Source organism: Lentzea sp. (assembly GCF_035525475.1).
In the GTDB taxonomy this organism is placed as follows: Bacteria; Actinomycetota; Actinomycetes; order Mycobacteriales; family Pseudonocardiaceae; genus Lentzea.
This window is the reverse complement of sequence record NZ_DATLEC010000041.1, coordinates 18,896-32,094: the sequence shown is the minus strand read 5'-3', so window position 1 is coordinate 32,094 and position 13,199 is coordinate 18,896. Positions and strand designations below refer to the sequence as shown.

General features: G+C 69.8%; 14 protein-coding genes. 4 read left to right on the top strand and 10 right to left on the bottom strand.

Annotated elements, in window-relative coordinates; all coding sequences use genetic code 11:
- Positions 1 to 52: 52 nt before the first annotated feature.
- The 5 genes from VM306_RS06550 to VM306_RS06530 all read right to left on the bottom strand — a co-directional run bounded on the left by VM306_RS06550 (position 53) and on the right by VM306_RS06530 (position 4,302).
- Entirely contained in the window at positions 53 to 523 is a 471-nt protein-coding gene (locus tag VM306_RS06550) for a CAP domain-containing protein (RefSeq protein WP_325511963.1), read from the bottom strand.
- Between the two features lie 32 nt (positions 524 to 555).
- Entirely contained in the window at positions 556 to 939 is a 384-nt protein-coding gene (locus tag VM306_RS06545) for a cysteine/serine endopeptidase inhibitor (RefSeq protein ID WP_325511961.1), read from the bottom strand.
- Between the two features lie 27 nt (positions 940 to 966).
- Positions 967 to 1,725 (bottom strand): thaumatin family protein, encoded by a 759-nt coding sequence (locus tag VM306_RS06540; RefSeq protein ID WP_325511959.1) that lies wholly within the window; start codon positions 1,723 to 1,725, stop codon positions 967 to 969.
- A 106-nt stretch (positions 1,726 to 1,831) separates the two neighbouring features.
- Positions 1,832 to 3,019, bottom strand: coding sequence for a helix-turn-helix transcriptional regulator (locus VM306_RS06535; protein WP_325511957.1), 1,188 nt, complete (start codon positions 3,017 to 3,019; stop codon positions 1,832 to 1,834).
- Positions 3,016 to 4,302, bottom strand: a complete 1,287-nt coding sequence (locus VM306_RS06530; protein ID WP_325511955.1) for a LuxR C-terminal-related transcriptional regulator — start codon at positions 4,300 to 4,302, stop codon at positions 3,016 to 3,018. Before VM306_RS06530 ends, VM306_RS06535 begins: the two co-directional genes overlap by 4 nt.
- A gap of 515 nt (positions 4,303 to 4,817) precedes the next feature.
- Between VM306_RS06530 and VM306_RS06525 the strand changes: the two genes are divergently transcribed.
- Positions 4,818 to 5,681 (top strand): AraC family transcriptional regulator, encoded by an 864-nt coding sequence (locus VM306_RS06525; RefSeq protein WP_325511953.1) that lies wholly within the window; start codon positions 4,818 to 4,820, stop codon positions 5,679 to 5,681.
- On the opposite strand, the gene VM306_RS06520 is transcribed toward VM306_RS06525, so the two are convergent.
- Genes VM306_RS06520 through VM306_RS06510 form a run of 3 tightly spaced genes read right to left on the bottom strand, consistent with a single transcriptional unit; the run spans position 5,659 to position 9,354 of the window.
- Entirely contained in the window at positions 5,659 to 6,828 is a 1,170-nt protein-coding gene (locus VM306_RS06520) for a hypothetical protein (RefSeq protein ID WP_325511951.1), read from the bottom strand. The two genes, VM306_RS06525 and VM306_RS06520, sit on opposite strands and share 23 nt — an antisense overlap.
- Before the next feature lie 15 nt (positions 6,829 to 6,843).
- A complete protein-coding gene (locus tag VM306_RS06515; RefSeq protein WP_325511949.1) occupies positions 6,844 to 7,659 on the bottom strand; it encodes an SDR family oxidoreductase in 816 nt (271 codons plus the stop codon).
- A 36-nt stretch (positions 7,660 to 7,695) separates the two neighbouring features.
- Positions 7,696 to 9,354, bottom strand: a complete 1,659-nt coding sequence (locus tag VM306_RS06510; protein ID WP_325511947.1) for an AMP-binding protein — start codon at positions 9,352 to 9,354, stop codon at positions 7,696 to 7,698.
- Positions 9,355 to 9,447: 93 nt separating this feature from the next.
- On the opposite strand from VM306_RS06510, the gene VM306_RS06505 reads away from it, so the two are divergent.
- Positions 9,448 to 10,209, top strand: a complete 762-nt coding sequence (locus VM306_RS06505) for a helix-turn-helix transcriptional regulator (RefSeq protein WP_325511945.1) — start codon at positions 9,448 to 9,450, stop codon at positions 10,207 to 10,209.
- Positions 10,210 to 10,632, top strand: a complete 423-nt coding sequence (locus tag VM306_RS06500) for a nitroreductase family deazaflavin-dependent oxidoreductase (protein WP_325511943.1) — start codon at positions 10,210 to 10,212, stop codon at positions 10,630 to 10,632. It abuts the gene before it with no gap.
- On the opposite strand, the gene VM306_RS06495 is transcribed toward VM306_RS06500, so the two are convergent.
- Complete coding sequence (locus VM306_RS06495) at positions 10,588 to 11,151, bottom strand: hypothetical protein (RefSeq protein ID WP_325511941.1); 564 nt, start codon at positions 11,149 to 11,151, stop codon at positions 10,588 to 10,590. The two genes, VM306_RS06500 and VM306_RS06495, sit on opposite strands and share 45 nt — an antisense overlap.
- A complete protein-coding gene (locus tag VM306_RS06490) occupies positions 11,148 to 11,711 on the bottom strand; it encodes a TetR/AcrR family transcriptional regulator (protein ID WP_325511939.1) in 564 nt (187 codons plus the stop codon). The genes VM306_RS06495 and VM306_RS06490 overlap by 4 nt, the downstream gene beginning before the upstream one ends.
- 260 nt (positions 11,712 to 11,971) lie before the next feature.
- On the opposite strand from VM306_RS06490, the gene VM306_RS06485 reads away from it, so the two are divergent.
- Positions 11,972 to 13,192, top strand: coding sequence for a family 16 glycosylhydrolase (locus VM306_RS06485; RefSeq protein WP_414672334.1), 1,221 nt, complete (start codon positions 11,972 to 11,974; stop codon positions 13,190 to 13,192).
- The last annotated feature ends 7 nt before the right edge of the window (positions 13,193 to 13,199 follow it).

The following is a 13,199-nucleotide window of genomic DNA, read 5'->3' as shown; positions in this document are numbered from 1 at the left end:
CCTCTCCCGGCGCCGCTGACAACGTTGTCAGGGGCGCCGGGAGGTCAGGGGATCACCGCGTTCCGAAGTCCTGCGTCCAGTAGTGGCCGTAGGTGGTGCCCTGGCGGTACTGGTGGCCGACGCCGATGTCGCGCAGGTCGCAGTTCAGGATGTTGGCGCGGTGCCCCGCGCTGTTCATCCACGTGCGGACAACGTCGGCTGCGGTCTGCTGGCCGGCCGCGATGTTCTCGGCGGCCCTGGTCCAGCGGGTGTAGCCGGCCCGTTCCATCCTGGCGACGAAGCTGCTGCCGTCCGAACCGTTGTGGCTGAAGAAGTTTCGTGCGGTCATGTCCTCCGAGTGTCGTTGTGCCGCCGTGCTCAGCGCCGGGTCCTGGCGCAGTGCGGGACATCCCGCCTTGGCGCGTTCGGCGTTGGTGAGGGCGATGACGTCCTCCTGCACGGTGGCCGCCGTGGCAGGGGGTGTGAGAACGGCGGCCGCGGCCAGGGTTGCGGCGGCGATCAGGGAAGTGCGTGACGCGAACATCGTTGTTCTCCTGAGCGGCAGGGACTTCGAGGTCAGACGATCTCCCAGGTGACGTTGATGATCCCGACCGCGGTGTCGGCCAGCTGGGAGAACGCGGGCTGGCTGAGGTCGATCTTGTTGGTCGGGCAGCTGGGGCACTTGTCCTTGATCGGGACGGTGATGGTGCGGCCGTTGTGCGTGACGCGGATGGACTTGCGGCACAACGGGTCGTTGTTCGGGTTGGGCGTCGTCCACAGGCCGGCGGGCGCCGCGACGAGCAGCTCGGTCGCCGCGTTGATCTGGGTGCCGCAGGCGCCGTAGCCGGCGTCGTTGTAGTAGCTGGCGGTCCCGCTGACCGCGGAAGCGGTACCGGAGAAGACGAACGAGAGGACCGCGGCCGACGCGAGGGCGCCGAGTGCCTTGGCGATGGGCTTCATGGCTTTCCTTTCCAGATCAGGGGTGGCTCAGGCCACGGAGCTGAAGGTGACGGTGAAACCGCTGCAGTTCGAGCACTGGAACACGGTCTGGTTGCCGGGCTCGGTGTCCTGCTTGGACCACGCGTAGGCCTTGGGGCAGCGGGACTTGATGGTGTTGCTGTAGTCCGTCGGCGCGTCCCGGTCGGGGTTGACGCAGTTGACGCGCTGCCCGTTGGCGCCGTACTTGACGTACGCGGGGTTGCAGTAGGGCAACAGGTTCTCGGTGCACCCGGCGGTGCCGCACGAGGTCGAACCCGGTGGTACCACCGCGTCGACCGGGGTGATCATCACCGGAACCGAGAACGCGTTGACGTAGCTGACGTTGTACCAGGGGGCGAGGCCGTCGCGGGAGTCGAAGTTGAACTCCGCGAGGCTGGCCGGTTGGTCGCCCAGGACGCACCGGTCGGCGTAGACGCCGCAGTCGCCGACAGCGCAGCGGAAGTCGACGCCGGACGTGCCCGTGCAGCCCTGCCGCGCGAAGAACTTGCCGCGCCAGTGACCGGGTGAGGCCGTCTCGGGGATCGTGATGGTCGCGGACTGGCCGTTGGCCAGCGTGGGCAGGCCCGTCAGGGCACGCGAGCCGTCCGCGTTCACGGTGGCGCCGATCCAGATCGTCTGACCGGTCCTGTTGACGAAGGTGACCCTGTGGTCGATCGCCGCGTTCGCCACCGGTGCGCTGACACCGGCGAGGGCGAGCGCGAGGGCGGACAGAGCGGTGACCCAACGGCCGAGTCGTCTTGTGAGCATCTGCGGGCTCCCTCCTGCGAATTCGGTGCGGACGCACCGGATGTCGTCAGTGCCCCACGGTCACGCAGCGGAGCCGAACGACGCTTCACGGTGAGACCGCAAAGTTTCAGCGGGGGTCTTCCGGAACCGGGAACCACCGGGTGACCTGCAACTCCCGGCGGCCGGACAGCCCGAGCCTGCGGTAGACCCTGGTCAGGTGGAGCTCGACGGTCCGCGTCGCCATCGCGAGCCTCGACGCGATCTCCCTGTTCGCCAGGCCCGTGCGGACGAGCCGCGCGACCTCGGCCTCGACGGGCGTCAGCACGGGTTCGGGATCGCGTGACGCGACGCCACCCAAGGCCTCGTCGACCCGCCGGACGAGTGCCGTGGCGCCGATGTCGAGGGCCGTGGCACGTGCTCGCGTGCAGATCTCGCGCGCCACCACCTGCTTGCCGTGCCCGGTGAGGCGATCTCCGTAGTCGCAGAGGACTTCCACCAGCTCCAGCCGGGCGTGTGCCATCTCCAGCAAACGGATCGAGCGCTCGTAGGCCAGGAGGTCCTCGCCGTCGGGCGGGTTCGCCCCCGCGACCGCCGACAGGCTCAGGCCGAGGGTTCCGGGCTCGCCCCACCGGGCCGCGGCGGCGTGCTCCTCCATCGCGAGGCGCGCGGCGTCATCGTTGTCACCGCAGGCCAACGCGGCTCTGGAAGCCCGGTAGCGCCACGGCAGGACAGCGGGGTTGACGACACCGGCCCCGGCCAACGCCCGTCCACAGGCGAGATTGGCCTGCAAGGCGTCGCGCGGACGTCCCCTTGCCATTGCCACCACGGCCTCGGCCGCGTGCAACAACGGATGACCAGCGTCGGCTTCGTGGGCGAGCAGCGCGGCTTCGGCGTCGCGCGGCTCCCCTCGGACGACGAAGTCCTCCACCGTCCAGAGCAGCACGACCGGGCGGATCTCCTCCGCGACGCCGTCGTGCCGCAACCCAGCGAGCAACGCCGAGCACCTCGCCAGGTCACCGGTGCGCCGTGCGACGCAGGCCTGGGCGAGCAGCGCGATCGCCCTGTCACCGGAACCCTCGTCGAGCAGGGCGAGGCTGTGCGCGTCCGCCGCGACCAGCTCACCGGCGCAGACCAGCGTCGCCAACGCACGCGACACGCACAGCGCGTTCTCGCGGCAGGCAGGAGCGGCGAGCGCCTGTTCGGCCGACTCGACGGCAACGGTCCAGTTCTCCCCCGCGGCGAGCAGACCGGCGGCGACCACCGCCGGGCACTCGTGGCCCGGATCAGCCGGCCGGCACGGGAACAGCCCGCTCACGCCGTCGGGACGAACGCCCGGCGGAGCCCCGGCCTCCCCTCCACCCCCATCTTGCGGTAGACGGCGGTGAGGTGGAACTCGACGGTGCGCAACGTCAGGTTCAGCTCGGCGGCGATCTCGCGGTTCGACTTCCCCGCTCTGGCCAGCAGGGCGATCCTGCGCTGCTGCACGCTGAGGGCGGACTCGCCGTCGTTGCGCAGCAGCCGGCAGGTCAGCTCGTCCGCCACTTTGCTCCACTGTGGACATCCAGCGTCGGCCGCCGCCTCACGCAGGCAGCGGGTGTGCTTGCGGGCGCGGTCGACCTCCCCACGTGCGAGCAGGAGCTGTGCCAGGTCGTGACGCGCTCGCAACGCCTCGCCCGCGGTCGAGGCCCGGCTCAGGTAGGTGAGCGCTTCCTCGAGCAGGACGTCGTCACCGCCGTGCGCCAGCGCCGAGGCGTGCAGGCCGAGCCCGATCCCCCGCGGCCCACCCCACCGGCGCGCCGCGACCAGGTCCTTGTCGGCGCAGATCCGCGCGAGCACGAGGTCTCCCCCGTCGGCGGCGGCCAGGGCGGCCGACGACCGCCAGGGCAGCACCGCCGGGTTGACGACACCGGCCGCCGCGACCTGCCGGCCGCAGTCGAGGAACTCGTCCAGCGCCGCGGCGGCCTGTCCCTCGGCCAGCAGCAGGCGGCCCCGCGCGAACCGCAGCTCGGCGTTGTCCGGGTGCTCGTCCGCCCCGTGCCGGGACTCCAGCACGACACGAGCCCTGCCGAGCTCACCGGCCTCGACGAGCGCCAGCACCAGCCACGCGACCGCGACGCCCCGCAACCGCGGGCGCACGCCTCTGCGGAGCGCGGCGTCCAGCAGCCGGACGGCCGTGCGCGGATCACCGCGCCGCACCATGATCCGCCCGCCGAGCACGTCGTGCACGTCCCTGCCGTGCTTGTGGGCCGAGCAGGCCCAGTGCCGGTGCGCCAGGGCGACTTCGTCGGCGTGGGTCAGGACCACCACCGCCTGCCAGAACGTGCCGGCGTCCAGCGACTCCGCCGACGTCAGCACCTGCCGCGCGGTGGCGGTCGCCTCTGCCCGGCCGGTTCCGCGGTTCGCCGCCTGCACGGCGCGGAACACGAGCGCGGCCGTCGGGGACCGCTCCCCCGTGCCGGGGCACCCCGGCACGTGGGCGAGGTCAGCCGGATCCAGTCCGGGAACCGGTCCGCCCGCGGTGAACGCGCGTGTCACCGCGTCGCCGGCGAGCAGGTCCGCCTCTTTCCAGCGTCCATTGCGGATCAATTCGATTCGCACACGGCGAACGTCGTCGAGCGTGTTGTCGTTCGTCACTCCGACGGTGCCCTTCCCTGCTCGGATCACACGAGAATCTCAGCCCACCAATTGATACGCAGTGCGACTTCTCTTCAACGTTGTTCCAGCACAGAGCCTGGCCAGCTCCTTCAGCGCCGTCTCGACCAGACGGCTACTTGGTCTGGACCATACCGGTAAACGCGCTGTGCGTGAACCGGCAAGTTCGTTTCCTCGACACCGGGCGCACGGGATTCCGGAGAGCATTCGCAAGAAGCGGGACCCCGCGATCACCGCATTGCAGGGACAACAAAAAGAATGTCTTGTTTTGTCAACCAAATGAGACTGTGCGGGCCTGGCCGAACAGCAAGAGGCAGTGCTCGGCGAACGCCTGCGCGCGGCGCGTCAACGGTCCGCTCGCCCAGCCCAGCACCACGGGCGTCGTCGGCACCACTGCCGGACGCGCTCACGTTCGTCGGCGGGCTTGCCTGATCGTCCCACCGGCGAGGACCATCGGCGGCGTGGACGAACTACGCGCGCTGATCTCCAAGCACGCCCGCCCCGACCTGACCACGGCCATCCCCGACGTCCTGGTCTCGAGGACCGCGGTCGGCGGACCGCCGTCACCGGCGATGACCGGCACGATCCTCGCGTTCGTCGCCCAGGGCCGCAAGCGCATCGCGTTGGGCGACCGCGTCTACGACTACCGCGCCGGCCAGTACCTGGTCGCCTCGATCGACATGCCGATCACCGGCAACTACGTCGGCATCAGCCCGTCGGAACCCGCGCTCGGCATCGGCCTCCTCCTGCACCCGCAGCAGGTCGCCGCACTGCTGCTGAGCAACGACCTCCCCAAACCCGCGGGCACGCCGGAGGGCCTCGCCGTCAGCGACGCCACCCCGGAGCTGCTCGACGCCGTGACGAGGCTCGCGCGCCTGCTCGACCAGCCGCGCGACGCGCGCGCCCTGGCGCCGTTGATCAAGCAGGAGATCCTCTGGCGGGTGATGACCGGCGACCAGGGCGCCGTCGTCCGCCAGCTCGGCGCGCAGGACAGCAGCCTCAGCCACATCGCCAAGGCCGTGAGGTGGATCCGGGAGAACTTCGCCGAGTCGTTCAAGGTCGAGAACGTCGCGCGGATCGCCGGCATGAGCGAGTCGGCGTTCTACCGCAACTTCCAGGCCGTCACGGCGATGAGCCCGATCCAGTTCCAGAAGCAGATCCGCCTGCAGGAGGCCAGGTTGCTGCTGGCGACCACCAGGGACGTCACGAGCGTCAGCCACCGCGTCGGCTACGACAGCCCGTCGCAGTTCAGCCGCGAGTACCGCCGCCAGTTCGGCGCGCCGCCCAGCAGGGACGCGATGCTCAGGCCAGAGCCCGCTCTCTGACCTCCAGGTACACCGCGCGGACCTCCAGCGTGCGCTCGACCTTCTCGAGCACGGGCGCGAAGAACTGGCGCCGGTGCTCGGCGTCGCTCATCGAGATCACCGAGAAGTACATGCTGCCGAACGCCGCGAACAGCGTCGCGTTGCGCAGCATCGCCGACGGCACGCCGGGAACGAGCGACATCGCGGGCGTCGCGCCGATCCACTGCTCGGCGATCGCGGGCGTGACGACGATCAGGCCGAGCACCACGAAGAACGCGAACAGCGCGAGCCCGACCACCGCGGCCTGCACGAGCTGGCGGATCGCGAGCATCACCAGCAGGTTGCGCACCTGCTGGCCGTTCAACCGCCTGGGCGGCAACGGCTCTGTGATGTCCACATCGGACAGCGGAGTGCCCTTGCAGGCGACCTCGAGGATCTCCGGCCGCAGGTCCTGCTCGACCCTGCCGATCTCGTCGCGCAGCCGTGCCGCCGCGGCCAGCACGGTGATCGAGGCGAACAGCAGCACCACCAGGCTGACCCGCGGCCACCGCAGCTGGTTCATCGCCTGCCACAGCTCACCGGTGAAGAACAGGAACAGCGTCACGAACAGCATCGGCGGCAACGCCCTGCCGAGCAGGTGGACGCTGTTGCGCAGGTCCGCGATCACGTGCCGGATGGCCGCGCGGACCAGCGACCCCAGCCCGTAGGTGGTGGCCAGCATCGTTGCCAGGAAGGCAAGTCCGAAGAAGACGACGAACAACGCCAGCGCTCCCCACACGGAGTCGGGCTGGTCATCGCCCGCCGGCGCGGTCACCTTGCTGTCGATGGCGTACTGGACCAACGGTGTGATCACCGGCATCGCCGCGTACGCGACCAGCACCAGCACGGTGGTGCGCGGCGAGAAGTTCGGCATCCGCCGCACGACCACCGAGAGCAGGACCCAGGCGGTCACCATCACCGCGACGATCAGCCCGAGCAGCACCCACCGCGACAGTCCCGAGGACTGCTGCAGCACCAGCCACGCGAGGCTGCCGACGGCGACGAACGCCAGCGCGGGCATCATCCGCGGCAGCACGTGGGACCGGAAGCCGTAGCCCTCGATCATGGTCGGCGCGCCCTGCCGCACGAACCACTGCTCGGTCCGCCACACCACCTCCGGGGAAGCCATGGCGTGGATCATGCCTCACCGGTCGAACAACCGGGCCAGCACGCTGAAGTAGTGCGTCGGGGCGATGCGGGCCAGCGCGTCGAACACGTAGGCGTCCGGTCCGACGAGGATCCGCGCCTTCCCCCGTTCGACGCCGCGGTGGATGATCTCGGCCGCCTTGTCCGGCGTGGTCAGCGCGATCTTGTCGAAGTCGGCCGCGATCTGCTCCAGCGACCGGCCCTGCTCGTCGAGCTCGGCGTGGATGCGGCCGTTGCGGATGATGCCGGTCCTGATGCCGCCGGGGTGGACGGTGACCGCCGAGACTCCGGTGCCGCGCAGCTCCTGGCGCAGCGAGTCGGTGAAGCCGCGGACGGCGAACTTCGCGGCGCAGTAAGCGCTCTGCTTCGGCATGCCGACCAGTCCGAAGACGCTGGACGTGTTGACGATGACGCCGTAGTTCCGCTCGATCAGCTGCGGCAGGAAGGCCCGCGTGCCGTTGACGACACCCCAGTAGTTGATGTCGAACAGCCAGGAGTCGTCCTCCGGGCGTGAGTCGAGCACGGTCGTGGACGTGGCGACGCCCGCGTTGTTGAACACCGCGGCCAACGGCAGCGAGAGCCAGTCCTGGGTCTCCTTGGCGAACCGGCGCATGTCGTCGGCGTCGCGCACGTCGAGGACCCGGCTCAGCACCGGGCCCGTCAGCGACGCGGCCGTCTCCGCCAGGCCCGCCTCGTCGACGTCGGCGATGACCACCGGTGAGCCGTGCCGGGACAGCCGTCGCGCGAGGCTTCGGCCGATTCCCGACGCGGCTCCGGTGATCACGGCCGGACGTCCGGCGATCTTGCGCAGCATGGGTGCTCCTGTCGTCGTCGACGGCGGCACCCCACGTTAGCGGCGCAGCTCGGGGAACTGGTCGTCCCGCCACTCCTGTGGCCGTTCGGCACCCTCGTTCTCGCGAGCGCGCAGGTCGACGCGGCGGATCTTGCCGGACACGGTCTTGGGCAGCTCGAAGAACTCCAGGCGCCGGATCCGCTGGAACGGCGCCAGGTTCTCGCGGGCGTGCCGCAGGATCTCGAGCGCCGTCTCGCGGGTCGGCTCCCAGCCCGCGCTCAGCGCCACGTAGGCCTTGGGCACCGCGAGCCGCAACGGGTCCGGTGACGGGACGACCGCGGCCTCCGTGACCGCCGGGTGCTCGATCAGCACGCTCTCCAGCTCGAACGGCGAGATCTTGTAGTCCGACGCCTTGAACACGTCGTCGGTCCGCCCGATGTAGAAGAGGTAGCCGTCCTCGTCACGGCTCGCGATGTCACCCGTGTGGTAGTAACCGCCGGCCATCGCCTCGGCGTTGCGCTCCTCGTCGCCGAAGTAGCCGACCATCAGCGACATCGGCCGTTGTCCCAGGTCGACGCAGATCTCGCCTTCGTCGGCCTGCTCACCGGTGATCGGGTCGACGAGCACGACGGGAACGCCCCGCAGCGGCCGTCCCATCGAGCCGGGCTTCACCCGCTCACCGGGCAGGTTGCCGACCGACAGCGTGGTCTCGGTCTGCCCGAAGCCGTCCCGCAGCGTGAGGCCCCACTGCTGCCGGACCTGCTCGACCACCTCGGGGTTGAGCGGCTCACCGGCGGCCACGACCTCCCGCAACGACCCCGGTCCGCCGCTGAGGTCGGCCTTGATCAGCATCCGCCACACGGTCGGGGGCGCGCAGAACGTCGTGACGCCCTTGTCCCGGATCTGGCCGAGCAGCGCGGCCGCGTCGAACCGGGTGTAGTTGTGGACGAAGATCGTCGCCTCGGCGATCCACGGCGCGAAGAAGCAGCTCCAGGCGTGCTTGGCCCAGCCGGGCGAGCTGATGTTGAGGTGGACGTCGCCGGGGCGCACGCCGATCCAGCGCATGGTCGTGAGGTGCCCGGCCGGGTACGAGACCTGGGTGTGCTCGACGAGCTTCGGGCGGCTGGTGGTGCCGGAGGTGAAGTACAGCAGCAGCCTGTCGTCCGCCCTGGTCAGCGGGTGCGGCAGCGGGTCGTCCTGCGCCTTCTCCGTCTCGGTGTAGTCGAGCCAGCCCTCCGCGGTGCCCCCCACGGCGATCAGGACGGGACCGGCCTCGAACTTGCCCGCGTCCTGCACCCGTGCGATGACGTGCCGCACGGACCCGCGGTGCAGCCGGTCCGCGAGGTCGGCGGGGCCGAGCGCCGTGGTGGTCGGCATGATCACCGCGCCGAGCTTCATCACGGCGAGCATCGACTCCCACAGCTCGACCTGGTTGCCGAGCATGATCATGACGCTGTCGCCCCTGCCCACGCCGTGCGACGCGAGCCAGTGCGCGACGCGGTTCGACCGGCGGCGCATCTCGTCGAACGTGAGGACGCGCTCGGACCCGTCCTCCTCGACGAGGTGCAACGCCGTGGTGTCGTTGCCGACGGCGATGACGTCGAACCAGTCGTGCGCCCAGTTGAAGCTGTCGCCCTCGAAGCTCGGCCAGGCGAACGACTCGGGGTCGTGGAGCATCAGGTCGCGGGCCGCGCGGTAGGTGTCGTGACTGGACATTCCCGAAGAGTGGAGAGGACCGGAGCGATCGGTATACCCCCGTCCGGGGGTGTGCCCCTTTTCGGGGGTGAGGGTGTCGGCGAGACTGCGGGCGTGTTGCCAGACCGTTTCCCGTCGCTGCTGGCGCAACGCCTGGACGTGTTGCGCCGGGCCACCGGGCTGCCCGTGGTGTTCGGCGGTGCCGTCACGCCCGGCAGCGACCTGGTGCTGAGCAGTTTCTTCGGCACGCAGGGCACCTCGTTGCACGGGCTGCGCGTCGGGGCCGGCCGCGGCCTGGGCGGCACGGCGATCGCCCTGGGCACGGCGGTCCGCGTGAACGACTACGCCACCACCCGCGCGATCACCCACGAGTTCGACCAGATGGTGGTCGTGAACGAGCGCCTGACCTCGGTGTTCGCCTACCCGGTGACGGTGCGCGGCACGGTGCGCGGCGTGCTCTACGGGGCCGTGCGCGGGCAGACGACCATCGGCGACCGCGCGATCAGGACGGCCGGAGCCGTCGCACAGGGCCTCGCAGGGGATCTCGACATGCCTTCTCTTCACACGCAGGCCGCACTCCGCGAGCTCTCCGAGGTCGCCAAGCTCGTCCGCGATCCCGTGCTGCGCGAACGGCTCCGCAAGGTGCACCAGGACCTCGGCGGCGAGGTGCCGGTGGCCGTCCCGACGGGGCTGACGCCGCGGGAACTCGATACGCTCCGGCTGGCCGCGGTCGGTGCGTCCAACCGGGAGATCGCCGCCGAGCTCGGGTTGAGCACCGAAACCGTCAAGGCCTACCTCCGGGGCGCGATGCGCAAGCTGGGGGTGCACAACAGAACCGCCGCCGTCCACGCGGCGAGGTCGACGGGAGCGCTCTGAATGTCCTGGCAGCAGAAGGCCGTGATCGGCACCGATCGCCTGTTGTACAAGCTGACCGGTGGCAGGATCGGGCTCGTGTCGTTCAGCGGGCAGACCGGCCTGACGCTGATCACGGTGGGCGCCCGCAGCGGTGAGCGGCGCGAGAACCAGGTCCAGTACGTGGCCGACGGCTCGTCGATGCTGGTGGTCGGGTCCAACTGGGGCAAGCCGCACCACCCCGCCTGGACCGCGAACCTGCTGGCCGGCCCGGACGTCCAGGTGAACGTGCGCGGTGATGTCCGGGACGTGCGCGCGACGTTGCTCGAAGGGGCCGAGCGCGAGGCCGCCTGGAGCAGGATGGTGGCGGCCTGGCCTGCGTTCCAGGACTACGTCGAGCGCTCAGGCGGCCGCGAGCTGCGGGTCTTCCGCCTCACTCCGCGCTGAGTCCCACGCGAGCCACACGCAGCCGACGACCATCAGCACGCCGTGGGCGATCCTCACCGCGGGCGGCGTGAAGAACTGCGGCAGGAACAGGGCGAAGCCCACCGCGAACACGATCGAGGGCATAGTCCGGAGCTTCAGCGCGACCAGGACCGCGGCGACGCCCATCGTCACCAGCCCGACGCCGAACGTCGTGATGGCGAAGGGGTTGTAGCGCACGGCCTCGGCCAGGTCGAGGAGGTTCGGCTGCGCGGCGATCGCGTGCAGCCCGAAGTCCTCCGCGCCGTAGTAGGGCAGCGTGAGGCCGGCGCCGACCCAGAACGTGATCGCGGCGGCGCGGTGGACCTCCAGCAGCGCGATGGGCACCAGGATGAAGCCGATCATGGCGAAGAGGTGCGACAACACCCACGCCTGCGACCCCATCGCGGCGGCCGCGCCCTGGGCGGTCGTCTCGTCCTCCCACGGTCTGACCGCGGGGTAGAGCAGGAACAGCAGTCCGGCGGCGGTGAGCGTCCACTTCACGATTTCCCCCTGAGATCGTCGAGATACATCCGGACGAGCTGGTCGTACGTGTCGCCGAGGTCCTCCGGCAGCCCGAAGCCGCCGCTGGACTCGATCGACGCGAAGCCGTGCACGATCACCCGCAGTCGTCGCGTGGCGTGCACCGCCTCCGATCCCTCCAGGCCGTACCCGCGCAACGTCGCGAACAGGACCTCCATGAGCTTCACGCCCGCGGTGCGCTGCAGGTCGTCGTGCAACGGGTCCATCGGCGCGGCCGCGTAGCGCTTCGGGTACTCCGCGACGTACGCGCGGTAGGCGTGCATCAGCGCCCTGACCGCGTCGTCGCCCGCCAGTCCCAGCACCGCCTCGGTGAACCGGTCGGTCATCTGCTCCATCACCCGCACGCCGAGGTGACCGCGCAGCTCGCCGAGACTCGCGACATGCTTGTAGAGCGAAGGCGTGGCGACGCCGGTCCGCGCGGCGACGGCGGCGAGCGTCAGCCCTTCGACGCCGTGCTCGTCGAGCAGCTCCAGCGCGGCGTCGACGACCTTGGCGGTGGTGAGACGTGAGCGAACGACCATAGCTTTAGAGCTAAAGCCATTAGCCAGGTTTCGTCAAGCAACCACCCCTGTTCGGATACGTGGTCTGAACCTGTGACACCCCCTTTGGGGCGCAACATGTTTTTCGTGCCCTGTTAACGCGCTGGTCAGCGCCCAGGTCGCTTGAGAGCGCTCTCACGTGACAAAAAGATGAAAACGTTTACACGTTGACCGAGGGTCACGGCGTGACAACACTTCTGAACCACTGGGCGCACGACCAAACACCCGGAAAGGTCGGTTCGATGCTTCGACGCATCGGGACGGGCCTCGCCGCCGCCTTCATGGTGGCCGCGGGGATCACCGTCGCCACCACCAGCCAAGCTCCCCCTGCCAACGCGGCGGTGACCTGGGCCGACGAGTTCAACGCTCCCGCCGGCAGTGGTGTCGATGGCAGCAAGTGGCAAATGGAAGTCGGAAACAACAACGGCAACAACCGAGAGTCGCAGTGGTACCAGGCCGGCACCTCGAACGCGGTGCACGACGGCCAGGGCAACCTGGTCATCACCGCCAAGCGTGAGAACCCCGGCAACTACCAGTGCTGGTCCGGCCGGTGTGAGTACACCTCTGCCCGCATCAACACCGCGGGCAAGTTCACCCAGACCTACGGCCGGTTCGAAGCGCGCATGAAGATGCCGCGCGGCAAGGGGATCTGGCCCGCGTTCTGGATGCTGGGTGCCGACATCAACAGCGGCAACCCGTGGCCGGGCTCCGGCGAGATCGACATCATGGAGTTCCTGGGACACCAGACGAACACCGTGTACGGCACGATCCACGGCCCCGGTTACTCCGGTTCCGGCGGCAAGTCCCACGCCTACAACGGCCCGAACTTCTCGGACGGTTTCCACAACTTCGCGGTTGACTGGAAGCCGGGCGAGATCACCTGGTCGGTGGACGGCAACGTCTACGCCCGCAACACCCCGACGGACGTCAACGGCAACCCGTGGGTGTTCAACAAGCCGTTCTTCATCATCATCAACCTCGCGGTCGGTGGTGAGTGGCCGGGCTACCCCGACGGCAGCACGACGTTCCCGCAGCAGCTCGTGATCGACTGGGTCCGCGTCTCCAACGACACCCCCGCGCCCGGTGGTGGCTCGGAGATCCGCGGTATCGGCGACAAGTGCGTCGACGTGGCGTGGGCGAACACCGCCAACGGCACGCCGGTCCAGCTCGTCGGCTGCAACGGCAACGCCGCCCAGAAGTGGAGCCGTCCTGGTGACGGCACCATCCGCGCGCTGGGCAAGTGCCTGGACGTCAGCGGCGGCGGCACCGCGAACGGCACGGTGACGCAACTCTGGGACTGCAACGGCTCCGCCGCACAGCAGTGGGTCGTGACAGGAGCCCAGGACATAGTGAACCCGCAGGCCAACAAGTGCCTGGACGCCGTGGGAGGTTCCTCGGCCGACGGCACGAGACTCCACATCTGGGACTGCCTCGGCGTCGCCAGCCAGAAGTGGCGGGTCTGACACCCTC